Below are 25,252 nucleotides of genomic sequence, written 5' to 3' on the forward strand. Positions count from 1 at the left end.
CCTGATTTAGTGAATCCACTATAAAATGCAGCCTGAAAGACTACTTCAAATTTGCAACGCATTGTCTATCACGTTCCACAAATGCTTGTTCTCCACCCAATAACGCCAACTGCTCTTGTGGCGAGATTTTGGAAAAAGATTGAATTTGCTTTGCTGACAATTTTTGCAATGGCTCGTCCCACATACATACACAATATTGTGCAACCAATTTGCCATTGTCATCTTTCAGGCTGAGTTGTGCCAAATCTTGCTGCCATTTTTCCGCAAATGGCACATTTTTGATACAACTTTCTACAATCATCGCTTTCGCTTTGGGTTTACTCATACCGCATTGGCTCAATAGGAAAAACAAGGCAAATAACAATGCTATCACACGCAACCAAATGATTATCGTACGCCGTTTTTTGCGACTGTGTTCAATTTGTGCTGCATTTTCAGGCTGCATATCTTCTTTTTCTACATCAGCCATTTAGGCTCTCCATGCGTATCATCGTTACAGGTGCAGTAACCATTGGAATTTGTTCAATCGCCCGAATCGCCTGTTTGATGTTTTTTTCCACCGTATGATGTGTCAAAATCACCATTTCTGCATGTTGGTCGTCCATAACACTTTTTTGGATTAAGGCTTCAATAGAAATATTTTGTTGCGCCAATAATGTTGCAATATTTCCCAAAACACCAGCTTGGTCAAGTGCTTGTACACGCAAATAATAACTGCTGGTAATTTCATCAATACTCAAAAAATGCAATTCTTTGACTTGCGAAGGTTGGAATGCCAAATGTGGAACACGATTATCACTATCTGCACCCATAATACGACAAATATCAATAATATCTGCCACTACGGCACTCGCGGTTGGCAGTGAACCTGCGCCTGCACCATAATACAAAGTTTCGCCCACCATATCCGCATTCACACGCACTGCATTCATAACGCCATTAACATTTGCTAACAAACGACTTTCAGGCAGCAATGTTGGATGCACGCGTAATTCAATGCCTTTTTCAGTACGGCGTGTAATGCCCAATAATTTGATACGATAACCCAATTCTTCCGCATATTTAATATCACGGCTTTCCAATTTACTAATGCCTTCCAAATAACAAGCATCAAAATTAACAGGCGTACCAAATGCCAAAGCTGACATAATCGTAATTTTATGCCCTGCATCATGTCCTTCAATATCAAAAGTCGGGTCAGCTTCTGCATAACCCAAATCCTGTGCTTGTTTCAGTACATCAGCAAATGTTGCTCCTTTTTCACGCATCTCGGTCAAGATAAAGTTGCTGGTACCATTAATAATGCCTGCGATAGATTGAATTTGGTTTGCCGCCAAACCCTCGCGCAAAGTTTTGATGATGGGAATCCCGCCTGCTACCGCTGCTTCAAAATATACCATGACATTTTTTTGTTCTGCTAACGCAAAAATCTCATTACCATATTCTGCTAATAATTTTTTATTGGCAGTTACAACATGCTTGCCATTTCCAATCGCTTGCAATACAGCATCTTTGGCAACACTTGTCCCACCGTATAATTCCACCACAATATCCACATCATCACGATTAACCAAATCAGTAGGTTCCGTAACCACCACAGCTTGTGGACACAGTTGTTTCACACGAACAGCATTTCGGGTACACACCGCCGATATGCGTACTTCGCGTCCCAAGCGTCGCTTTATTTCCTCCGCATTGTCTTGTAACACTTTGGCAGTACCACCACCAACCGTTCCCAAACCTAAAATCCCAATATTCACAGCTTTCATTTTGTCTTCCTATTTAAAATAAACACTTGCTCAATTTCAGCTAAATGCTAACCGATTTTGCCATATTCTGCACGAAATTTTGTATTTTCAGGCTGCATTTATGATACAAGGCAGCCTGAAAATAAAGTTTTTAACATAACATTGTCATCATCTTGTAAAACTGCCATAATCGAACTACAGCCCCTAGGGCACTATGACATCTTTAACATTTCTTTGACCCAAATATTTTAACCAAAGGAAAATTTGAATGACTATTGCAAAATCACTTTCCCAAACTGCCAACGCAATCCGTTTCTTGTCTATGGACATGGTTCAACAAGCCAATTCGGGACACCCCGGTGCGCCCATGGGCATGGCAGACATGGCAGACGTATTGTGGCGCGAATTTCTGCAACACAATCCCCAAAATCCCCAATTTTTCAACCGCGACCGCTTTGTTTTGTCCAACGGTCATGCGTCCGCTTTGTTGTACAGCGTGTTGCATTTGAGCGGCTACGATTTGTCGCTGGACGATTTGAAAAATTTCCGCCAACTGCACAGCAAAACCGCAGGACACCCCGAATACGGCTACGCGGCTGGCGTGGAAACCACCACAGGCCCACTCGGTCAAGGCATTGCCAACGCGGTCGGCATGGCTTTGGCGGAACAATTATTGGCAAAAGAATTCAACCAAGATGGCTTGGACATCGTCAATCATCACACCTACGTTTTCTTGGGCGATGGCTGCCTGATGGAAGGCGTTTCCCACGAAGCCGCATCTTTGGCGGGGACTTTGGGCTTGGGCAAACTCGTTGTTTTGTATGATGATAACAATATTTCCATTGACGGCAAAGTGGACGGCTGGTTCACAGAAAACATTCCGCAACGCTTTGAAAGCTACGGCTGGCACGTTGTGGCAAATGTGGACGGACACAATCCCGATGAAATCCGCGCTGCCATTCAGGCTGCCAAAAATGAAACGGCAAAACCGTCCATTATTTGCTGCAAAACCTTAATCGGCAAAGGCGCAGCCAACAAAGAAGGCAGCCACAAAACACACGGCGCACCGTTGGGCGCAGACGAAATTGCCGCCACACGCGCCCATTTGAACTGGAATTTCGCCCCATTTGAAGTACCGCAAGACGTGTACGCGCAATGGAACGCTGCCGAAAAAGGCGCGAAAATTGAAGCCGAATGGAACGCATTATTCCAACAATATGCACAAAAATTCCCCGAAAAAGCGGCTGAATTCACACGCAGAATGTCTGGCACGCTGCCTGAAAACTTGGACGCACACGTTCAGGCTGCCTTAAAAGAAATTTGCGAAAAAGCGGAAAAAATCGCCACGCGCAAAGCCAGTCAAAACAGCATTGAAGTTTTGGCGCAAGTGTTGCCTGAATTGGTGGGCGGTTCGGCAGACTTAACCCCTTCAAATTTAACGGATTGGTCAAACAGCGTTTCCGTGAAACCGCGTCAGGGCGGCAATTATTTGCATTATGGCGTGCGCGAATTTGGCATGGCGGCAATCATGAACGGCATGGCGTTGCACGGTGGCGTGAAGCCGTTTGGCGCGACTTTCCTGATGTTCAGCGAATATGCGCGTAATGCTTTGCGTATGGCGGCTTTGATGAAAATCAACCCGATTTTCGTGTTCACGCACGATTCCATTGGTTTGGGCGAAGACGGCCCGACACACCAGCCTGTTGAACAAACCGCGACTTTGCGCCTGATTCCGAATATGGCGGTTTGGCGTCCGTGCGACACGGCGGAAAGTTTGGTGGCGTGGTCGCACGCGGCAAAAGCGAAAGACCACCCAAGCTGTTTGATTTTCAGCCGTCAAAATTTGCCGTTTATTCAACGTGATGAGCAGACTTTGGCGAACATTCAACGTGGCGGCTATGTGATTTCAGGCAGCCTGAACGCGCAAGCGGTGCTGATTGCGACTGGTTCGGAAGTGGAATTGGCATTGAACGCGCAAAAAGCATTGGCGGAACAAGGCATTGCCGTGAACGTGGTTTCCATGCCGTCCACCAATGTGTTTGACAAACAGGATTTGGCGTACCGTCAATCCGTGTTGCCAGCGAATTTGCCGAAAGTGGCGGTGGAAGCGGGCGTTACCGATGGTTGGTACAAATACGTTGGTTTGAATGGCAAAGTGGTCGGTTTAGACCGTTTTGGCGAATCCGCGCCAGCCGAGTTGCTGTTTAAAGAGTTTGGCTTTACTGTGGAAAATGTGGTTGAAGCCGTGAAATCTGTTTTGTAATAAACATCATATAAAATGCAGCCTGAAAAATCTTTTCAGGCTGCATTTATTTTATTCTTTTCTAAATTTAATCAAATAGATAATTCCCAAAGTAGCAAACCAAATTGGCGAGAAGAGCATGCCGTTCAAGGTATTCTCGTCAAGTGAGAACAGATACAAGGCAAATGCTAAAAATGCCAAACATGTCCACGCCATGACCACGCCTCCAGGCATTTTGTAGATGGATTTGGCGTGTAATTCGGGACGTATTTTGCGATATTTGATGTATGCCAGCAAAATCATGCTCCACACGAAAATAAACCCAATATTGGCAATGGTGGTTACAATCGTAAACACATTCATCACATCGCCTTCTAAATACGTCAAAATCATGCCAATAAACAAGAATGAACATGAAAATAATAAAGCAGGCGATGGCACACCATTAATGTTTAATTTACCGAAAATTTTAGGAGCGGCTTCATTTTGTGCCAAACCATACAGCATTCGCCCTGTGGAAAACATACCACCATTGGCTGATGATAATGCGGAAGTGAGAACCACCAAGTTAATCAAGCTGGCTGCGATTGGAATCCCAATCAGGGTAAACATATTAACAAACGGGCTTACTTTGGGATTGACCATGTCCCAAGGCGTTACCGTCATAATCACGGTTAATGCCAATACATAAAAAATGATAATACGAATAGGAATACTATTAATGGCGCGTGGTAGATTTTCGTATGGGTCTTTGGTTTCTGCTGCGGCAGTCCCGACCAACTCAATACCTAAAAAGGCAAAAAGTGCAATTTGAAATGCAGAAAAGAAACCATTGATACCATTTGGAAAAATACCGCCTTCTCGTGCCCATAAATGGGTTAGAGAGGCTTTTTCACCTGAAGTTGGATTCTCAAATCCTGTTACTACCAAGTAAAAACCTATGCACACCAGCGATAAAATGGCAATCACTTTAATCAGCGCAAACCAAAATTCCATTTCCCCGAATAATTTAACCGTGAGCATATTCAATGTGGTCATAACGATGATGCAGAATAATCCAGGCAACCAAAGGGGAATGTTGGGAAACCAGTATTGGAAGTAACCTGTAATGGCGATGATGTCTGCCATGCCGATGACAACCCAGCAGAACCAATATGTCCAGCCAACAAAGAAACCTGCGCCATGCCCCAAAATATCGTGTGTGAAGTCGGTAAAGGATTTGTATTCCAGATTGGATAACAACAATTCCCCCATCGCTCGCATCACGAAAAATAAGAAAAATCCAATGATAATGTATGTCAGTAAAACAGAAGGTCCTGCTAAACTGATGGTTTTACCTGAACCTAAAAATAAACCTGTACCGATTGCACCGCCAATAGCGATAAGTTGTAAATGTCTGTTTTTAAGGTTACGTTGCAAACCTTCTGATGAATGTTGGTTCGTGTCCATAAGGAAACCTTTTTCTTGTATTTGAGAACCTATGTTCATAATCTAAAAATAATTTGCTGATTGTATAGGCATAACTTATCAATATAAATAAGCCAAACTACCAATCCATGAACACAAGTGTGGGTTGAGATAAAAATTTTAATGACTAGCCATTGTAGTCATGTGTTTACAATATAACTGATGTTTTTTGCAATGACAATATTTGCTTAACTTTTCAAATAAAATATTTTTCAGGCTGCCTTTTATAATCATTTAAATAAAATAAGGCAAAGCGACAGCGACTCACTATATACAAATAAGTATAGTTGTTTGAAATTAACACATATAGCACTATTAGCTCCCTTAATGTTAGGTGTACACGACAGTCGCTGTCGCCTTGTCCGAGTTAAGAAGCTGACAATGCTGTATTATTTTTATTTACACGACTATATGACTATATTAATATGGAAAGGCAGCCTGAAAAATATTAAAACCCATATCCACAACTTTAAAATTTTGTGAATACAGGTTCTAAAATCAAGCAACCTCTTATCCAATTTCACCACAATCTGCTTTGGGTTTACTAGCTAAAATATTAATGATTTTTCGTTCAGGCTTGTTTTCAGGCTGCCTGATGTCATCATCGTCCAATTCAGGCGTGTAAGAGACCGTTTCGCCATCAAACGCCAAATCGCCACCATGTTTCAAATTTTGCCCGTGCTGCAATCCAGCAAAATCAAATAATTCAATGTCCGCCAAATGCGATGGCACAACATTTTGCAAAGCTGAAAACATACTCTCAATCCGACCTGGGAAACGCTTGTCCCAATCATTCAGCATTTCCTTAATCACTTGACGTTGCAAATTTGGCTGCGAGCCACACAAATTACATGGAATAATTGGAAACTGTTTCAATTCAGCGTATTTAATCAAATCTTTTTCTTTCACATACGCCAAAGGGCGAATAACAATATGCTCACCATTATCGGAAACCAGTTTCGGTGGCATGGCTTTTAATTTGCCACCGTAAAACATATTTAAAAACAAAGTTCCCAAAATATCATCACGATGATGACCCAGCGCGATTTTGGTGCAGCCTAATTCTTTCGCCGTACGATACAAAATGCCGCGTCGCAAACGGCTACACAGAGAGCAAGTGGTTTTACCTTCTTCCAAGACACGTTTGACAGTGGAATAGGTGTCTTCTTCTACAATTTTGTATGGCACGCCGATGCTGTCCAAATATTCAGGCAACACGTGTTCGGGAAACCCTGGTTGTTTTTGGTCAAGATTGACCGCCACCAATTCAAATTCAATCGGTGCAGAGGCTTGTAATTGGCGCAAAATATCCAGTAAAGCATAGCTGTCTTTGCCGCCCGACAGACAAACCATGATTTTGTCGCCATCTTCAATCATATTAAAATCATTAATTGCATCACCGACTGCGTGGCGCAAACGTTTGTTTAGTTTATTGTTTTCTAATTCTGTTTTGGATTTTTTGGACATAGTTAAATGTATTAAATAAAAAGGGGGTGTACCAGATAACTAGGGAAATCTAATTTCAGGTTAGAATAATCCCTATGAGGAAAAGTCGTTTAAGTCATTGTTTATACCGATTGTTATAAAAGTTATGATGTGCTTGATGTAAGTGAATTTAGCCATTTTCGCATCAATCACAGCACACATCTTGCGGAACGGCAAAATCATATTAACGTAATTGAGAACTTTTGGAGTCAAGCAAAACGCCATTTACATAAGCCTAATGGCATTCCTAAAGAGCAGTTTGAGTTGTATTTAAAGGGGTGCGAATGGCGTTTTAATAACAGTGAGATAAAAGTTCAGATTTTTATTTTAAAACAATTAGTAAAGCAGGATTTGTTCTAGTTATCTAGGACAGCCCTAAATTCTTTAAATGTGGGGCGATCGATTCCAGTAACCTCAACTGCTGGTTAGCATCAACACGACCTCAATCACGGAGACTTCCTTGAGGAACAGAATCTATCAATAACAACATTATAATTGCGTAGCTATAATGCTCTAGCTAGATGAATAGCAGTTGTAGTTTTAGCTACTCCCCCCTTTAAAATTTAATACACTAATGACTTTTATAAAACCAACTCAATATAAACATATTCTTATATTCTATAATAAAATAAGTAAAATATCAAAAATTCTTAAATTCTATGCAAGTATTAAATAAGCAAAAAAAAGAAATGTACATACAGTACCAAAAACAATCCGCACGCGCACAATACACACTAATTTAGTGAGCGCTAAAAGCTTTTTATCTCCCTGTTTATTACTGGATATCATCTGACATGTAATGGTATAGTCGTTTCAAATACAAATAGTACAGCGTTGCCAACGCCCTTATGTACTACTTGTACAAGGTGGTCGTTGTCGCCTTGTCCTATTTTAATTTGAAACGACTATATAATCTTAGCTTTGTAACAACCGTATTATAGTGAATTCGATTTAAATCAGGATTTGTTTTCTAGTTATCTAGGACAGCTCCAAAAATTATTTCATTATTAGTAAAATAATAAATTTCAGGCAGCCTGAAAATATTTTCAGGCTGCCTTTTGATAAAAAATTAATTATTCAATATTTTGTACTTGCTCCCGCATTTGCTCAATCAACACTTTCAATTCCACAGAAACTTGCGTACATTCAGTTGCAATCGCTTTGCTACCCAGTGTGTTGGCTTCACGGTTCAATTCCTGCATCAAAAAATCCAAACGCTTACCAATGCTGCCTTTTTGTTCCGTTACAATACGTCGAACTTCCGCAATATGTCCATGCAAACGGCTAAATTCCTCATCCACATCCGCTTTTTGCATAAACAATGCAAATTCCTGTTTCAAACGGTCTTCATCAATATTTTGTACCGCCTCTGCCAAACGTGCGCGCACACGTTGCATATGCGTTTTCAGTAGACCAGGGAACAAACTTTCCAATGCCGTGATGATGTCGTCCATCAAATCCAAACGCTCCAAAATATGCGCTTGCAATTTTTCGCCTTCACGTTCACGCGCAGCCACAAAATCGTTCAATGCACGTTCTAATAATGCCAAAACCTCTTTTTCTAATGCTTCACTGTCGTTTTCCGTGCTAACAATGACACCAGGGTAACGCAAAATATCTGCTACGCTCAATTTGGCAACATCGTATTTTTTGCGCCATTTTTCATTTAAATCTGCCAGCTCTGCCACCAAATTTTGATTGATATTCAGGCTGCCTGAATTGTCAGGTAAATTATTCAGTTGCACCCGACATTCTAGTTTACCGCGTGATACTTTAGTACCAATGAGTTCACGCATTGGACTTTCCAAAGCACGCAAATCATCGGGAATTTTGAATTGTGCATCCAAAAAACGATGATTTACCGAGCGAATTTCCAGATAAATGTGTTTTCCTGCACACTCGCTGCTTGCATTGGCAAATCCCGTCATACTTCTTACAGCCATCGTTTTTTCCTTATTTAATTTATTGAAAAACCGCAACAATATTAACAAAATTTCAGGCTGCCTGAAAGGTGGTTGTCTAACAAAATCATATTATAAAACCCATCGCGTAACTGATGCGTTGCCATTCATCATCAAATAGTGCGTTGATGGTAAGCATTTCTTGGGTTTCAGGCTGCCTAAATGTCAGGCTACTGGCGTGTAATAATAAGCGCGTGTTGCCACAAAATTGCTGTATGGCTTTGTTTTGTCGCAAATCGCCATGCGTAGTGTCGCCAATAATCGGGTGAAAAATATGTTTTAAATGGCGGCGGATTTGGTGTTTTCGCCCTGTGTGTGGTGTGATTTTAAGCAATGAGTAGCGCGATGTAGGAAAATGTTTGCTGCTAGCAAAAGGTAATTCGGTTTGTGCTAGGGTACAATAATCAGTAATGGCATCTTGCGCAGCTTTATTGGACTGGGCGAATTTATCGGCAATATTGTCTAATTCTTCTTGGAGCGGATAATTGATACAGCCTGAAACAGCTGTCCAGCCACGAACAATGGCATGATAGGTTTTGCTAATCTGTTGATTTTCAAATTGTTGTGTCAATTCGCGTGCGGTGTCGCTGTTGAGTGCGAATAACATGACACCTGATGTGGGACGGTCTAAACGATGGACAGGATAGACATATTGTCCGATTTGGTCGCGTAGAGTTTGCATTAAAAATACGGTTTCGCGTGTGTCCAGCCATGAGCGATGCACCAACATACCTGCTGGTTTGTCAACGGCAATAAGGGTAGGGGACTGGTATAGAATGTGGATGGGGAGCGGCATTTTTCAGGCTGCTTTATAGCAAATAAAATTTGATTGATTAACTTATTTTTCATTTTTCAGGCTGCCTATTTTGATAAACAATCACAATAGGCAGCCTGAAAACCTTATCCGCGCATACGGCGCAACACTTCTTCTTTACCAATCAATGCCAACACCGCATCCACGCTTGGCGTTTTTGCTGTGCCGCATACTGCTAAACGCAAGGGCATGCCCAATTTGCCCATCTTAATCCCTTCTTCATCGCAGAATGGTTTGAACAAATCGTGAATGCTTTCCGCTGACCATGTCTCCAATTGCGCTAATTTATCGGCAAAACGCTGCATACGCGCCGCTGCGTCTTCGTCCCAATGTTTCGCCACGTCCGCTTCGTCTGGCGTGGCTTTCACATAAAAATAGGCACATTCGTTTGCCAAAGCATTCAAATCTTGGGCGCGGTCTTTGACCAATGCAATCACATCTTCCAATTTCAGGCTGCCTGAAATAGGTACACCTAATTTTTGCAAACGCGGTATCAGCAAATCCACCAAACGCGCATTATCGGCTGCTTTGATGTGTTCGCCATTAATCCACAATAATTTTTTACTGTCCATGCGGCTTGGACTGGCAGAAACATCTTTCAAATCAAACCATTGTGTAAATTGTTCCATAGTGAAAAATTCATCATCGCCATGCGCCCAACCCAGTCGCGCCAAATAATTCAACATGGCTTCGGGCAAAATCCCCATGTCTTCATATTCGGTAATCGCCACTGTGTCGCCGCTGCGTTTGGAAATTTTCTTACCCTGTTCATTCAAAATCATGGGCAAATGTGCAAATTCAGGTAATTTCGCGCCCAATGCTTTGAAAATATTGATTTGTTTTGGCGTGTTATTGACATGGTCATCGCCACGAATCACATGGGTAACGCCCATATCCAAATCGTCCACCACCACGCAGAAATTGTAGGTTGGGGTGCCATCGGCGCGCGCGATAATCAAATCGTCCAACGCAGCATTGGGAATGCTGATTTCGCCTTTAACCAAATCTGTCCAAGCCGTTACGCCGTCCAATGGATTTTTGAAGCGAACCACAGGCTCAATACCTTGTGGGATTTCAGGCAGTGTTTTGCCCACTTCGGGTCGCCAGCGGCGGTCGTAAGTTGCCGTGCCTTCGCGTTCAGCACGTTCACGCATTTCGGCGAGTTCTTCTTTGCTGCAATAGCAGAGATAAGCGTGTCCTTGTTCCAGTAATTGTTTAACCACTTCTTTGTAGCGGTCAAAACGTTGCGTTTGGTAAACAATTTTGTCTTGATTGGCTGCGTGCAAACCCACCCAATTCAGACCTTGTAAAATGATTTCCACGGATTCTTGTGTAGAACGTTCCAAATCGGTGTCTTCAATTCGCAGCAAAAATTTGCCACGATGATGTTGTGCAAACGCCCATGAATACAAGGCGGTACGCACCCCACCGATGTGTAAATAACCTGTTGGGCTGGGCGCAAAACGAGTGGTAACTGTCATTTTTAACTTTCTTATCGTATTTTTGAAAAAAAAACGATATTTTACCGTTTTTAGCAATATTTGGTATGAAAAAAGGCAGCCTGAAAATATTTTCAGGCTGCCTTTTATTTTAAAATATTAAATTACAGGGATACGCGGCGGAAATCTTTCAACAAGTTTGCCAAGAATACTGTAAATTTCATACCTGCCGCGCCATCAATCACGCGGTGGTCAAACGACAAGCTCAATGGGCACATCAAACGTGGCTCAAATTCTTTACCGTTCCATACAGGTTTCATTTGCGATTTGCATACACCCAAGATGGCTACTTCTGGTGCATTGACAATCGGGGTAAAGCCTGTGCCACCAATGCCGCCCAAGCTGGAAATCGTGAAACACGCGCCTTGCATTTCTTGCGGTTTCAGTTTGCCTTCGCGGGCTTTTTTGGACAATTCAGTCAATTCGATGGAGATTTCTTTCAAACCTTTTTTATCAACATCTTTAATCACAGGCACAACCAAGCCATTTGGCGTATCTGCTGCAAAACCGATGTTGTAGTATTTTTTCAATACCAAATTATCGCCATCCAAAGAAGAATTGAATTCTGGGAATGCTTTCAATGCGCTGACAGAGGCTTTGATGATGAACGCCAATGGCGACACTTTCACACCTGCTTTTTCCCATTCTTTATTCAATACTTTGCGGAATTCTTCCAATTCCGTCATGTCAGCATCTTCGTTCACGGTAACGTGTGGAATCATCACCCAGTTGCGCGACAGGTTTTGACCTGAAATTTTCTTAATGCGCGACAATTCTTTAACTTCAATTTCGCCAAATTTGCTGAAATCAATTTTCGGCCAAGGCAACAAATCCAAACCGCCACCCAATGATGCACCAACAGCCACAGAAGCAACTTGTGTTGCGCCACCATTTTGCATCACGCCTTTCACAAATGCTTTCACATCTTCTGCTGTAATGCGATTTTTCGCGCCAGTACCTTTTACCAAGCCCAAATCTACACCTAATTCACGCGCCAATTTGCGTGTTGATGGGCCAGCATGCGCTTTAGCAAAAGCTTCTTCATTTACCACGCCGTAAGCCGCTGCCACACTCGATACTACAGGTGTTGGTGCAGGAGCTGGGGCAGTTTGAGCAACAGGCGCAGGTTTCGGTGCTTCTGGCGCAGGTTGTGCTGCTTGAACAGGTGCTGCAACTTGCGCTGCACCTGCCACTTCAATAATCAATGCGCCTTCTGAAACTTTGTCGCCTACTTTAATGTGAACGGCAGTAACCGTACCTGCAGCGGTACTTGGAACATCCATGGTGGCTTTGTCGGTTTCCAGTGTGATTAAAGTGTCATCAATCGCAACGGTATCGCCCACTTTTACTTCAACGGCAATCACGTCCACATTGCTGTGTCCACCAATATCAGGAACAACGACTTTTGCTGCACCAGTTGTTGCAGCAGGGGCTGCCTGAACAGGAGCAGGTTCAGCTGCTTTAGGGGTTTCGGCTTGAGGCGCAGATTGAGCAGCCTCACCAGCAGCCTCAACCACCACAACCACACCACCTTCAGAGATTTTGTCGCCCACTTTAACGCGAACTTCTTTCACGACACCAGAGGCATCGGCAGGTACGTCCATGGTGGCTTTATCGGTTTCCAATGTGATTAAAGTATCATCAACCGCAATGGTATCGCCCACTTTCACTTCAACAGCGATAATATCTACATTTTCGTGTCCGCCGATGTCGGGGACTTTAATTTCAATTAAACTCATGATTTGACTTTCTTTTTGTTTTAATGAGAAAAATGAGTTTGTGGTACATTTTCAGGTTGCCTGAAAATTGACTGCAATTCAGATGCCACAAAATACCATATCATCATTTTCCCAAAAAAATAATTTTTAAACTTTCAGGCTGCCTGAAAAATCATTTTGCATGATTGGCACGGAAATAATCCCATTCGTTTATTTCACTGCCATTTGAGAATACGCATACACCGTATTCAGAGCCATCTGTATTTTTGCGATTAATGGACTGACCGCCTTGTTTTTCACAAAATACAGATGCTGGGTTTGCCATGCCGACCATAGGTTCATCGTTGTGTGATGATGTGGCACACGCGCTCAAAGTGGCGACGATTGCCAAAATTACCAGTTTTTTCATGTTGATTTATCTTAAAATATTTTAAAAATATTTTTTCAGGCTGCCTGAAATTAGGATACAGCCTAATAAAAACTACTTTTCGCATTGCTTGGTCTGCACGTTATACGAACCACCATCATCCAAGCAATGGTCTTTTTCGTCAAAAATTAAACCACATGCACCATAGGCAATCATCAATACACCAATGATTAAAAGCCATTTTTTCATTTTCAACCTATTGTCTTATTATCATTTTTTGTAGGGACTGACTGAATATCCGCCCCTACAAATTCTGATTGATTTTTCAGGCTGCCTGAAAGTATAGATTAGCGTTTCCAGCTTGGCGCAGCATCGGCTTTGATGCCGTATTTATCAATCGCCACTTGCACGGTTTTCTTGTCCACAGTACCTTGATTTGCCAATGCATTCAATGCAGCAACCACAATGTGATAGCGGTCTACTTCAAAGAAATTGCGCAAGTTGGCACGGCTGTCGCTGCGACCAAAACCGTCTGTACCCAATACCACAAATTCACCATTTTCTTTTGGAATGGCATGGCGAATGCGGTCTGCAAAGCTGCGGATGTAGTCGCTTGAGGCAATCACAGGACCTGCATGACCTTTCAATTGTTCTGCCACAAATGCCACTTTTTGTTCACCAGTTGGGTGCAAACGGTTATGGCGTTCCACTTCCATTGCATCGCGTCCCAATAATGTGAATGATGGGCAAGACCAAATATCAGCTTCTACACCGAAATCGGCTTTCAACAAATCTGCTGCGTGAATCACTTCTTCCAAAATCACGCCAGAACCCATCAGCTGAACTTTTTTATCGGCTTTTGCACCTTCACGCAACAAATACATGCCTTTCAAAATATCGCGTTCAATGTTTTCGCGTTGTGGCATAGCTGGGTGTTTGTAGTTTTCGTTCATCACGGTCAAGTAGTAGAACACGTCTTCTTGTTCCACATACATGCGGCGCAAACCGTCTTGTACAATAACCGCCAATTCGTATTGATATGTTGGGTCATAAGACAAGCAGTTGGGAATTAAGTCTGCCTGAATGTGGCTGTGACCGTCTTCGTGTTGCAAACCTTCACCGTTCAAAGTCGTGCGACCAGCCGTGCCGCCAATCAAGAAACCGCGTGCATGCATGTCGCCAGCTGCCCAAGCCAAATCGCCTACGCGTTGGAAACCAAACATTGAGTAATAAATGTAGAATGGAATCATGGCATAGCGATTGTTCGCGTAAGAAGTTGCCGCGGCAATCCAGTCTGCCATTGCACCCGGTTCATTGATGCCTTCTTGCAAAATTTGACCGTCAATGGATTCTTTGTAGAACATCAACTGGTCTTTGTCTTGTGGCGTGTACAACTGACCTTTCAAGTTCCAAATGCCGTATTGACGGAACATACCTTCCATACCAAAAGTACGGCTTTCGTCTGGCACAATCGGTACAATGCGTTTGCCCAGTTGTTTGTCTTTCAACAAAGTATTCAAAATGCGAACGAATGCCATTGTGGTAGAAAATTCACGGTCGCCACTGGATTGTAATTGTGTATCAAATGTTTCCAAAGCAGGAATTGGCAAGGCATCGTTTACAGGATTACGCGCTGGCAGATAACCGCCCAAAGCATTGCGACGTTCGCGCAGATAGCGCATTTCTTCGCTGTCTTCTGGGAAACGGAAGTAAGGCAAATCGCCACTATCAATTTGCTCATCAGTAACTTGAATGCCAAAACGAGTACGGAATTGTTTCAAGGATGCCACGTCCATTTTTTTGGCTTGGTGTGCTACGTTTTGACCTTCACCAGATGCACCCATACCATAACCTTTAATGGTTTTTGCCAAAATCACAGTAGGACGACCGTCTGCATTATTCACCGCTTCGTGGTAAGCAGCGTAAATTTTGTGTGGGTCATGACCACCACGGTTCAGCGCCCATACTTCATCGTCTGACATATTCGCAACCATGGCTTTCAATTCAGGCGTATTGAAGAAATGTTCACGTACATATGCGCCGTCTTTTGATTTGTAAGTTTGGTAGTCGCCGTCCAATACTTCTTCCATGCGTTGTTTCAATAGATTGTCAGTATCGTTTGCCAGCAAAGCATCCCAACGACGACCCCAAATTACTTTAATCACATTCCAACCTGCGCCACGGAATGTGCCTTCAAATTCCTGAATGATTTTGCCATTACCGTGAACAGGACCGTCCAAACGTTGTAAGTTACAGTTAATCACAAAAATCAGGTTATCCAAACCTTCGCGTGCAGCCAATGAAATCGCACCCAAAGATTCAGGTTCGCTCATTTCGCCGTCGCCACAGAAACACCATACTTTGCGACCAGCGGTTTTGCTCAAACCACGAGAATCCAAGTATTTCAAGAAACGTGCTTGGTAAATCGCCATGAGTGGACCCAAGCCCATAGATACGGTGGGGAATTGCCAGAAATCAGGCATTAAATGTGGATGTGGGTAAGAAGACAAACCATTGCCTTCAATTTCTTGACGGAAGTTGTTCAATTGTTCTTCGCTCAAACGACCTTCCACAAACGCGCGAGAATACACACCTGGTGCAGCATGACCTTGGATGAAAATCATGTCACCTTCTTCACCATTTTCGCCTTTGGCTTTCCAGAAGTGGTTAAAACCAACATCATACAAAGTTGCTGATGATGCGAAAGACGAAATGTGTCCGCCCAATTCCAAATCTTTTTTACCTGCACGCAGTACCATTGCGGCAGCATTCCAGCGAATCGCAGAACGAATACGGTGTTCCAATTCATGATTGCCAGGAGATTTGACTTCTTTACCAACAGGAATGGTATTCAAATAAGCAGTAGTGGCGTCAAAAGGTAAATGCACACCGCGACGACGGGTGTATTTAACCAAGTTTTCCAAGATAAAATGAGCGCGTTCTGCGCCTTCATTTTGCAGAACTGACGCTAATGAATCCAACCATTCTTGGGTTTCAATAGGGTCAACATCATGAACTGCATTGTGTGTTTGAGACATATTGTCTATCCTTCAAAATCAAGTGCGAAGTTGAAATAAAACTTCAATTTAGTTGTAATAGTTGCATGGTAACAAATGAAGATTAAATTATATCTTGAATCATTTGTATTCATGCAGACGAAAAACTTGTAGATTGTATTCCTAATTTGATATAAATTCAAATTGAGGCAGCCTGAAAACTAATTTTGTGTCATAAAACTCAGTTTTTATCATAAAAAATGAAATTATTTGTTTCTTTGTATCAATAGGGTACATTGACAAGGAATTTATTTGCTTGTTGTGAAGTTAATGTGGCACAATTCTTGGTTTTTCTTTTGCAAGGTACTTGGTTATTTTTTATGCGAAAAATTATTCCCATTATTCATATTTTGTCTAAACTGGGTATGTTATTTGCCTTGCTAATGGCGTTTCCAGCAATCGTTTCATTTATTTATGATGATTCCGCGTTTTCTATTTTTTGGCGTATTGCAGCAATAACAGAAATAATATCATTTGGTATTTGGTTTATTACACGCGAATATCAGCGTGAATTGCGTCCTCGGGATGGTTTCTCGCTTGTTGTTATGCTTTGGGTGGGATTTGCCATCATTGCCGCGACTCCATTCTATTTTTATTTTCCCGATATGTCGTTTACCGATGCTTTTTTTGAAGCTATGAGTGGTTTAACAACCACAGGAGCAACCGTCATTTCAGGTTTGGATACATTGCAACCTTCTCTTAATTTTTGGCGACACATGCTCAATTGGCTCGGCGGTATGGGAATTATCGTGTTGGCGGTTGCTGTTTTACCAATATTGGGTGTGGGTGGTACGCAATTATTTAAAGCAGAAATTGCAGGTATTGATAAAGACAGCAAAACAGCACCACGCATTTCGCAAACTGCTAAACAATTATGGCAATTTTATGTAATGTGTACATTATTGGTTTGTTTGGCATTACGTTGGGCAGGCATGAATTGGTTTGATGCGATTTGTCATGCTATGTCATCATTTGCTTTGGGAGGCTTCTCTACGCATGATGATAGTATTGCGTACTTTGATTCCGTTGCGATAGAAATTGTGATTATGACAGCAACATTAATAGGAGGGATTAATTTTGCCAATCACTTTGCGGTATTAAGGCAGAAAAAATTGCGTATATATTGGCGCGATGCAGAAGTTAGGGTCATGACAACTGTTTTGATTAGTAGCATATTGATTGCAAGTTGGTATTTATCCTACAAAGGTTTTTACACATTTACCGATGCCTTACGTTATGTCAGCTTTAACTATGTATCTATTGGTCTAGCAAGTGGATTTGCCAATGCTGACTTTGCTACTTGGCCATTATTAGTTTCACTATGGATGTTTTTATTGGCGAATTTGCTAGCCAATACAGGTTCAATGGGTGGCGGCATTAAACTCGCTCGCGTTATTGCATTGGCAAAAATTTTTCTTCGTGAAACAACGTTATTGCAACATCCAAATGCAGTTCATACAGTTAAAGTAAATGGTAGGGCATTATCTGACCATGTAGCAATGGCAATTATGGCATTTATTTTTGCTTATTTTGTAACCGTTGTATTGTTTACATTTTTGATGATGATGACAGGGATGGATTTGGTTACAGGTTTAACTGCTATTATTGCTTGTATTACCAACGCTGGGCCAGGTTTAGGGTCGGTTGGTCCTAGTCAGAATTATGCCGAGTTAAGTATTATTCAGAAATGGTTGTGTACCATTGTCATGCTATTAGGACGATTGGAAATTTTTACAGTTCTTATTTTATTTACACCGACTTATTGGAAAAAATGAGACACTTTTTGCAAAATTTTCAGTAAAGTTTACTTTTTATTTGCCTAATTGTTAATTTGGCTAGACAGTCTAAAAAATGTGTGTAGAATGCGAAAAATTGAGAACATGATTTCCTGAAAATAAAGCATGAAATCTTAAATATCATTTAATAACATACATTTAATCAAGTTAAGGAGCTAAATAATGGCACAATCAAAAATTATGGTAAGTGGTATGAACAGTAAGCAAGATGGCGATAAAGTGGCAGAACAAACCAGCAATATAGCAGGTGTTAAATTTGTCAATGCCAACCATGAGCAAGGTTTTGTTATTGTCACTCATGGCGATGATTTTGATGAAGCTGCATTCAAAGCAGCAGTTGCAGCAGCTGGGTTTAGTGCATAAATTTTATATAAAAAATTAAGGCAGCCTGAAATCTTTGCAAAATCCAAAAAGGTAGTTTGGATTCTTTAATCTAATATTTTCTATATTTAACAGTAATTTATTTTATAGTCGTTTCAAATACAAATAGTACAGCGTTGCCAACGCCCTTATGTACTAGATGTACACGGCGGTCGTTGTCGCCTTGTACGTGTTAATTTGAAACGACTATATTTGAAAATTGTCAGATGCAAGTATCAAATCTACAAGTTTTCAGGCTGCCTAAATAGATTGTGCAGGGATTTTAATCTGAAAATCTGCATTTACAGCACAATTTTAAGATTGGTATTTATCAATCAACTTAACAGTTTTCACTTTATTTTTATCACTTTGATTGCGCCAATTATCAATATAATTTTTTAAAGTTTCATTATTCAAAATCAACTTCACTAATTGTTTCATATTTTCTGGGTTATCTTTATTGAAACCATGTTCTGATATAAAAGCGTTCTGGTTTTTACCCAGTGTTTCGGCAATTTCTTTTTCTGATTTAGTCGTCAATTGAGCAATAAAATCATAGTCATCAATCAAACTTTCTTTATCCTCCACAAAATACCCATACCCACAATATTATAAATTTTGCTAAAAATTGAGGTAAATAACAAATTTGTGTATTTCAAGGCAGCCTGAAATTTTTGTAATCTCCTAGATTTGCATTCAACTCAAATTGATGATTCTAAAAAAGAATTTATATATGAATTGTGTGGATTAGTGGTGCATGACAAAGAAATGTACCTAAAGATGGGCTTGGATACAGATTTTAATTTCTACTAGAGGCTAATGATACTATTTAGTGATATTGAGTGTGATGTTGATTTTGTAGGATAATATATCCAATTTGAGTAAAGATAGCAAATTGATTTGTGTAGCTAAAATGCAAGTTAATACTGTTTATTGGTAAGTATTTTCAATTTTACATTGGGTGTTATTGAATGATATTGGTATTTTCGTTGATTTGCTGTAAATAACGCCAGTTTAAATGATATAGTCGTTTCAAATACAAATAGTACAGCGTTGCTAACTCCCTTATGTACTAGATGTACACGGCGGTCGTTGTCGCTTTGTATGTGTTAATTTGAAACGACTTATACATTTTTAAAATTAACTAACTTATCGCGTAGATACCACACAAGAGCTTTTAGGCTGCCTGAAAAAATGAAATGATGTGGATGTATAAAGTCGCATGAGCAATGGGTGCTTATCCTACGCCATTGTAAATAGTACATAAACTGGCTGATAATGCTGTATTGTTTTTATTTTAACACCTATAAAACCAGTTTTTATCAAATTATCAATTTGATAAATATAGATTCGGAATATTTTTTGAGGAAAAAAAACATGGCTCAACCTACAGTACAATTAAAAATTATCAACCCAAAAATGGCTCAACAGTTGCCGCAATATGCTACCAGCGGTAGTGCAGGATTGGATTTACGCGCGTGCTTGGACGAGCCCATCACTTTGCAAGCAGGCGAAACTAAATTAATTCCAACAGGCATTGCCATTTATTTAGACAATCCCAATTTGGCGGCGATGTTGTTGCCTCGCTCGGGTTTGGGACACAAACATGGCATCGTATTGGGCAATTTGGTTGGTTTGATTGACTCGGATTATCAAGGCGAATTGATGGTTTCCCTGTGGAATCGTGGACAAACTGCATTTACGATTGAGCCAATGGAACGCATCGCGCAAATGGTCATTGTGCCTGTGGTTCAGGCAGCCTTTGAATTGGTAGATGAATTTGCGGCAAGTGAACGTGGTGAAGGTGGTTTTGGTAGCACAGGACGCGCGTAATGTTTGCCCCATTGGAAAATGTGTCAAACAAAAAAGACGTGCGCCATTATTTGCGCCAACTGCGTAAAAGGCAGCCTGAAAATAGTCGCAAAATAGCGGAAAAACGTGCTAATCATTATTTAAAACCATGGATTAAACGTGGAAAACGAATTGCGGTTTATTGGGCGATTGGTAGCGAAATGCGTTTGGATTCGTTTATTCAGGCTGCTCAACAGCGCGGCGCATACATTTATTTGCCATATATTGAGCCACATTCTTTGCGTTTATGGTTTACACCGTTACCCACAAAAATAAAAGGCAGCCTGAAACCTGAACGCCAACGTGTGAAAAATAAGTTGCATATTCCCCAGTTTGCAGGGAAAAAAATCCGTGCTGACCGTTTGCATACGCTGGTGTTGCCGATGGTTGGGATTGACCAGCATGGTTATCGTTTGGGGCAGGGCGGTGGTTATTATGATTACACATTGGCATCGTGCATGGGCAAACGTGTGCCACAGAAAATTGCGTTCGGTTTTGCCTGTCAAGCGGTAGCAGAATTGCCGTGTGAACCACATGATATGCGTATGGATTATTTTGTTTGTGAAAAAGGTGTAATCAAAATAGGCAGCCTGAAAAGATAAATAAATGATAAAAAAGATTATTTTAATTTTATTATTGTGTGCGCAAGCAGCGTGTACTTCGGTGATTTGGAATGGTGGTATTTACGATGCCGACCGTGCGATTGATACGGAAAACATCACGCAGCATACCGAAAACGATATGATTGTAGGCGTTTCTGTAGTAACGGAAACGCCGAATGAGCCATTATCGGGTCGTTTGGTCTTGCAAGGCGTGCGTTATTGGTATGCGGTGCGAGCGGATGTGTCGCGTGATTTGACGTATGTTTTACAAACCAAATTGCCTCGCCAATATCGGATTGTGGCACCGTATAGAGGTAATGTATTGCGCCAATTACCTGTGGTAGTGCAAGATAAGTATCAGTTTCATAGTGATTTTTGCTTGGATTATTGGGTTCGTGCAAATGAACCTAATTCGGCACAAACATTGCGAGCAATGGGGTTTCAGCAGCAAATAGCGGATACGCATTGGCGTAAATGTTTTGCCTTAGTGGGCGATGTGTATGCTAAACCTGATTATGCGGCGCAAAAGGTGCAAGTTTTAACACAACGCATTCCTGTTGCATTAACCATGAAAAGCATGCAAACCAAAGTGCAGCCTGAAAAATTGGCGCGTAATGTATTGCTTACACCATTGGGTTTGGCGATAGATGTGATGGGTGGTGCGATTATGTTGCCTATATTGATTATTGGCGATTTGTTGTGATTTTTAGGTGGCTTGAATAGGTATTGCAACAGTTTCAGGCTGCCTTTTTTGGTCATAAATCATAAAAGGCAGCCTGAAAACATTTATTGAATTAACTGAGAAATTTCTTTGAAATGCGGATGTTTCGCATCTTGCATCAGCATAAACAATAGGCTTTCAATATTACTGATGATTGCACCTGCTGCACGCATTTGCTCCAAGCCATTGATTTTGTTTTCAATCGCTCGAGAGGTAACGCATTCTTGTGGCACATAAACATTCAAGCCAGCATCGCGCATATCCAATGCGGTTTGCAGCACGCAAATATGGGTTTCGCAGCCAATTAAGATGATATTTTCAGGCTGCCTTGTGCGGACAATGGCATGAATATCATCAATCCACGCCGAAAAACGTATTTTGGCAAATATGGGTGCATCGGGTATTAAGGTGATAATTTCAGGCAGCGTTGCGCCTAAACCTTTGGGATATTGCTCGGTTATGGCGATAGCTACGTCCAAAATATTTGCACCTTCAATCATGCGACGACTAGCAGCGGTAAATTCGGTATTTTGATGTAAAACGGGTAGCAAGCGTTCTTGAATATCCACCACCAATAATAATGTATTGTCGGGCGTGAGCATACGGTTTCCTTTCTTGTGTTGTGCGGACAAGCGCAAAATTATACGCTGGATATAGGGCAAAAATAATGGCTGGCTTGAAAAAAGACCAAAACAAAAGTTTTGGTCTTTTTTCAGGCTGCCTCATTAACGTTGAGTTACCGAACCGTTTTTATAATTATATTGCTGCATCACATTACCATTGATGGCGTACACCGTATATGTGCCATCTTTGGGGTGCGCGCGAAATTCAAAAACGCTGTCGCGTGGCAACAACATCACATCAGTGCGTTTTTCACCTGTGCCATAAAAATCTTGCACCAAGAAACCATCGCTTTGTTTGCTGATGAGTTTACGATAGAAACCACCTTTAACTGCGCTATCGGTTGGTGTGCCTTGTGTGTCAAAATAGGTCAAAATTTGTGTTTCGGTAACATGAATGCCACCATTGCTGACCGTTTCGCTGCTAACCGTTGGTTTATTTTTATCAAAAGTCAGCGGAATATTGATGCTTGTCCCCAAGCCCACATGGTTGCCAATCATGCCACCCAAACCGACACCTAATGATACACCACTACCATTGACACCAACGCCTGTGCAGCCTGAAAGTATCATTGCCACACAAATAGCTGAAAATGAAGTTTTTTTCATTATATTTATCCTATTTAACAAGAATCAAAACAAGTTTAATCATACAAGCAAAAAGGCAGCCTGAAAGTATTTTCAGGCTGCCTTTGCACAAATTTTACACAGAGAATGATGAACCACAACCGCAAGTGGTGGTTGCATTGGGATTGCGAATCACAAATTGCGAACCTTGCAGACTTTCGGTATAGTCAATTTCCGCACCGATTAAATATTGATAACTCATCGGGTCAACCAAAAAGGTTAAACCATTTTTTTGAATTTCAAAGTCATCATCGTTCTTGATTTCGTCAAAAGTGAAACCATATTGGAAACCAGAACAGCCGCCGCCATTAACAAAAACGCGCAACATTAAATCAGGATTGTTTTCTTCTGCCACCAGTTCCGCCACTTTATTGCAGCAAGATTCGGTGAAAATGATTGGGGATTCGTCAGACATAGTTGTCTCCTAAAAAGATTGTTTGATGTGTAGCCGCTATTTGGGGTGTATTGGAAATATTTCAAGTGGGATAATGGAAATTTTAACGTAAAAGTGCATCTGATAGGAAACAAATCAGCGGTATAATGCAGCCTGAAAACATTTTGCAATGACTCTATTTGCATACAGTCATTGCAAAATGTTTTTAAAATCAAAGAGAAATTATTATGCTATTTGAAACCATCCCTTTGCCCAAAGATATGCCTCGTCCACCAGAAACGGTGTTGGTGAATATTACGCCGCAAGAAACGCGTGTGGCGATATTGGAAGAAAACAAAATGTGCGAGCTGCACATTGAGCGCAATAGCGGACACAGTTTGGTCGGCAATATTTATTTGGGTTTGGTGCGCCGTGTATTACCTGGTATGCAAAGTGCGTTTATTGATATTGGTTTGGAACGTGCCGCATTTTTGCATATTATGGATATTATTGAGCAGCGGCAAAATCCCGATTCGCATCAACGCATTGAGCATGTGTTGTTTGAAGGGCAAACGGTGTTGGTGCAAGTCATCAAAGACCCGATTAACAGCAAAGGTGCGCGTTTATCCACGCAAATTTCGTTGGCAGGGCGATTTTTGGTGCATTTGCCACAAGATGAACACATCGGCATTTCGCAGCGCATTGATAAGGAAGATGACCGCAATTTGTTGCGGCAACGTTTGAATAATTTGCTACCTGAAAATGCGTGCCATGGCTACATTATCCGTACCAGCGCGGAAACGGCAACCGATGCAGAATTGCAAGCAGACATAGATTATTTGACCAAAGTGTGGCGCAATATCCAAGCGCAAGCCAAAGTGAGTGCACCTGAAACCTTGTTGTATGAAGATTTGCCGCTGGTGTTGCGTGTGTTGCGTGATATGTTTAATGATAATACGCGAGAAATTTTGGTGGATTCGCGCCGTAATTTTGAACGCATGCAGCAATTTGCTCAACTGTATGTACAAAATGCAGCAGATAAATTGCAACTTTTTAAAGGTGAGCGTCCCTTGTTTGAGACGTTTGGGGTGGAACACGAAATCGCCTATGCCTTGCATCCGCGTGTGAATTTGAATTTTGGCAGCTATCTCATCATTGAAACCACCGAAGCCATGACCACTATTGATGTTAATACAGGCGGATTTGTAGGTGCTAAAAATTTTGATGAGACTGTTTTTAAAACCAATTTGGAAGCGTGTCACGCGATTGCGCGAGAATTGCGATTGCGTAATTTGGGCGGCATCATCATCATTGATTTTATTGACATGATGTTGGAAGAACATCAAGAAGCCGTATTGCAGGAATTGGCAAAAGCGTTAAGTTTTGACCGCACACGCGTTACTTTGAATGGTTTTACTAGCTTGGGTTTAGTGGAATTGACACGCAAACGCAGTCGTGAAAGTTTGCAACAAGTTTTGTGTGAACCATGCTCAACATGTCAGGGTAGAGGCAGCCTGAAAACAGCGCAAACATTGTGTTATGAAATTCAGCGTGAAATTGTGCGTGAAAGTCGTCGTTTTGAAGTGCGCGAATTTCGGATTATTGCGTCGCCACAAGTGATTGATTTGTTTTTAGATGAAGAATCGCAATCATTGGCGATGTTGATTGATTTTATTGGTAAACCCATTTCGTTGGCGGTAGAAAGTTCATATTCACAGGAGCAATATGATATTGTGTTGATGTAGCAGATGGACAAAGGTTTCAGGCTGCTTTTTGATAACTTGATTAAAATATAATTTTATAGTCTTTTTTTTAAAATTAAAATAATACAGCGTTATCAGCTCTCTTATTAGCTGTACACAGCAGTCGCTGTTGCTTTGTCTTATTTTATAGTGAATTCAATTTAAACCAGTACAGCGACCGCCGTGTACACATAGTACATAAG

The 25,252-nt window shown here is 41.3% G+C and carries 22 protein-coding genes and 1 pseudogene; 8 read left to right on the top strand and 15 right to left on the bottom strand.

What is annotated here, in order from left to right:
* Nucleotides 1-40 precede the first annotated feature (40 nt).
* Nucleotides 41-469 (bottom strand): hypothetical protein, encoded by a 429-nt coding sequence (locus MIS45_RS05130; RefSeq protein WP_249451244.1) that lies wholly within the window; start codon nucleotides 467-469, stop codon nucleotides 41-43.
* A complete protein-coding gene (locus MIS45_RS05135) occupies nucleotides 462-1,769 on the bottom strand; it encodes a homoserine dehydrogenase (protein ID WP_249446456.1) in 1,308 nt (435 codons plus the stop codon). Before MIS45_RS05135 ends, MIS45_RS05130 begins: the two co-directional genes overlap by 8 nt.
* Nucleotides 1,770-2,016: 247 nt before the next feature.
* On the opposite strand from MIS45_RS05135, the gene tkt reads away from it, so the two are divergent.
* Nucleotides 2,017-4,011: a transketolase gene (gene tkt, locus MIS45_RS05140; protein ID WP_249451245.1), complete on the top strand. Its 1,995-nt coding sequence runs from the start codon at nucleotides 2,017-2,019 to the stop codon at nucleotides 4,009-4,011.
* Nucleotides 4,012-4,062: 51 nt separating this feature from the next.
* Here tkt and MIS45_RS05145 read toward each other — a convergent pair whose 3' ends face one another.
* Nucleotides 4,063-5,439 carry an amino acid permease gene (locus tag MIS45_RS05145; protein WP_249451246.1) on the bottom strand — a complete coding sequence of 459 codons (1,377 nt, stop codon included), beginning with the start codon at nucleotides 5,437-5,439 and terminating at the stop codon, nucleotides 4,063-4,065.
* Between the two features lie 528 nt (nucleotides 5,440-5,967).
* Complete coding sequence (ttcA, locus tag MIS45_RS05150; protein ID WP_249451247.1) at nucleotides 5,968-6,924, bottom strand: tRNA 2-thiocytidine(32) synthetase TtcA; 957 nt, start codon at nucleotides 6,922-6,924, stop codon at nucleotides 5,968-5,970.
* A gap of 96 nt (nucleotides 6,925-7,020) precedes the next feature.
* Between ttcA and MIS45_RS05155 the strand changes: the two are divergent.
* Nucleotides 7,021-7,302 (top strand): annotated as a pseudogene (locus MIS45_RS05155) (transposase); the annotation flags it as partial.
* A 713-nt stretch (nucleotides 7,303-8,015) separates the two neighbouring features.
* Here MIS45_RS05155 and MIS45_RS05160 read toward each other — a convergent pair.
* The 7 genes from MIS45_RS05160 to aceE all read right to left on the bottom strand — a co-directional run bounded on the left by MIS45_RS05160 (nucleotide 8,016) and on the right by aceE (nucleotide 16,339).
* Complete coding sequence (locus MIS45_RS05160; RefSeq protein ID WP_249443607.1) at nucleotides 8,016-8,885, bottom strand: YicC/YloC family endoribonuclease; 870 nt, start codon at nucleotides 8,883-8,885, stop codon at nucleotides 8,016-8,018.
* Nucleotides 8,886-8,970: 85 nt separating this feature from the next.
* Entirely contained in the window at nucleotides 8,971-9,699 is a 729-nt protein-coding gene (gene truC / locus MIS45_RS05165) for a tRNA pseudouridine(65) synthase TruC (RefSeq protein ID WP_249444962.1), read from the bottom strand.
* Nucleotides 9,700-9,803: 104 nt separating this feature from the next.
* A complete protein-coding gene (gene gltX, locus MIS45_RS05170) occupies nucleotides 9,804-11,198 on the bottom strand; it encodes a glutamate--tRNA ligase (RefSeq protein WP_249451248.1) in 1,395 nt (464 codons plus the stop codon).
* A gap of 122 nt (nucleotides 11,199-11,320) precedes the next feature.
* On the bottom strand, nucleotides 11,321-12,955 hold the full coding sequence (gene aceF, locus MIS45_RS05175) for a dihydrolipoyllysine-residue acetyltransferase (RefSeq protein ID WP_249451249.1): 1,635 nt from the start codon (nucleotides 12,953-12,955) through the stop codon (nucleotides 11,321-11,323).
* A gap of 151 nt (nucleotides 12,956-13,106) precedes the next feature.
* Nucleotides 13,107-13,343 (bottom strand): putative hemolysin, encoded by a 237-nt coding sequence (locus tag MIS45_RS05180; protein ID WP_249451250.1) that lies wholly within the window; start codon nucleotides 13,341-13,343, stop codon nucleotides 13,107-13,109.
* A gap of 72 nt (nucleotides 13,344-13,415) precedes the next feature.
* The gene (locus MIS45_RS11340) at nucleotides 13,416-13,550 is read right to left on the bottom strand and encodes a hypothetical protein (protein ID WP_283397440.1); all 135 of its coding nucleotides are present in this window, start codon (nucleotides 13,548-13,550) and stop codon (nucleotides 13,416-13,418) included.
* Between the two features lie 98 nt (nucleotides 13,551-13,648).
* Complete coding sequence (gene aceE / locus MIS45_RS05185; RefSeq protein WP_249451251.1) at nucleotides 13,649-16,339, bottom strand: pyruvate dehydrogenase (acetyl-transferring), homodimeric type; 2,691 nt, start codon at nucleotides 16,337-16,339, stop codon at nucleotides 13,649-13,651.
* A 338-nt stretch (nucleotides 16,340-16,677) separates the two neighbouring features.
* On the opposite strand from aceE, the gene MIS45_RS05190 reads away from it, so the two are divergent.
* The gene (locus MIS45_RS05190) at nucleotides 16,678-18,132 is read left to right on the top strand and encodes a TrkH family potassium uptake protein (protein WP_249444967.1); all 1,455 of its coding nucleotides are present in this window, start codon (nucleotides 16,678-16,680) and stop codon (nucleotides 18,130-18,132) included.
* Nucleotides 18,133-18,315: 183 nt separating this feature from the next.
* Nucleotides 18,316-18,516, top strand: coding sequence for a hypothetical protein (locus MIS45_RS05195; RefSeq protein WP_249443614.1), 201 nt, complete (start codon nucleotides 18,316-18,318; stop codon nucleotides 18,514-18,516).
* Nucleotides 18,517-18,828: 312 nt separating this feature from the next.
* On the opposite strand, the gene MIS45_RS05200 is transcribed toward MIS45_RS05195, so the two are convergent.
* Entirely contained in the window at nucleotides 18,829-19,101 is a 273-nt protein-coding gene (locus MIS45_RS05200; protein ID WP_249451252.1) for a hypothetical protein, read from the bottom strand.
* 789 nt (nucleotides 19,102-19,890) lie between these two features.
* Here MIS45_RS05200 and dut point away from each other — a divergent pair.
* Genes dut through MIS45_RS05215 form a run of 3 tightly spaced genes read left to right on the top strand, consistent with a single transcriptional unit; the run spans nucleotide 19,891 to nucleotide 21,669 of the window.
* Nucleotides 19,891-20,346, top strand: coding sequence for a dUTP diphosphatase (dut, locus tag MIS45_RS05205; protein ID WP_249451253.1), 456 nt, complete (start codon nucleotides 19,891-19,893; stop codon nucleotides 20,344-20,346).
* The gene (locus MIS45_RS05210) at nucleotides 20,346-20,966 is read left to right on the top strand and encodes a 5-formyltetrahydrofolate cyclo-ligase (protein WP_249451254.1); all 621 of its coding nucleotides are present in this window, start codon (nucleotides 20,346-20,348) and stop codon (nucleotides 20,964-20,966) included. The genes dut and MIS45_RS05210 overlap by 1 nt, the downstream gene beginning before the upstream one ends.
* Before the next feature lie 4 nt (nucleotides 20,967-20,970).
* Nucleotides 20,971-21,669, top strand: coding sequence for a hypothetical protein (locus tag MIS45_RS05215; protein WP_249451255.1), 699 nt, complete (start codon nucleotides 20,971-20,973; stop codon nucleotides 21,667-21,669).
* A gap of 83 nt (nucleotides 21,670-21,752) precedes the next feature.
* On the opposite strand, the gene MIS45_RS05220 is transcribed toward MIS45_RS05215, so the two are convergent.
* The 3 genes from MIS45_RS05220 to erpA form a co-directional block, all read right to left on the bottom strand.
* The gene (locus MIS45_RS05220; RefSeq protein WP_249451256.1) at nucleotides 21,753-22,289 is read right to left on the bottom strand and encodes an isochorismatase family protein; all 537 of its coding nucleotides are present in this window, start codon (nucleotides 22,287-22,289) and stop codon (nucleotides 21,753-21,755) included.
* A gap of 123 nt (nucleotides 22,290-22,412) precedes the next feature.
* Nucleotides 22,413-22,916, bottom strand: a complete 504-nt coding sequence (locus MIS45_RS05225; RefSeq protein ID WP_249451257.1) for a NemA protein — start codon at nucleotides 22,914-22,916, stop codon at nucleotides 22,413-22,415.
* Between the two features lie 94 nt (nucleotides 22,917-23,010).
* Nucleotides 23,011-23,349 (bottom strand): iron-sulfur cluster insertion protein ErpA, encoded by a 339-nt coding sequence (gene erpA / locus MIS45_RS05230; RefSeq protein ID WP_249443621.1) that lies wholly within the window; start codon nucleotides 23,347-23,349, stop codon nucleotides 23,011-23,013.
* Between the two features lie 206 nt (nucleotides 23,350-23,555).
* On the opposite strand from erpA, the gene rng reads away from it, so the two are divergent.
* Nucleotides 23,556-25,052 carry a ribonuclease G gene (rng, locus tag MIS45_RS05235; protein WP_249446444.1) on the top strand — a complete coding sequence of 499 codons (1,497 nt, stop codon included), beginning with the start codon at nucleotides 23,556-23,558 and terminating at the stop codon, nucleotides 25,050-25,052.
* Nucleotides 25,053-25,252: the final 200 nt, after the last annotated feature.

This window comes from Wielerella bovis (genome assembly GCF_022354465.1).
Classification (GTDB): domain Bacteria; phylum Pseudomonadota; class Gammaproteobacteria; order Burkholderiales; family Neisseriaceae; genus Wielerella; species Wielerella bovis.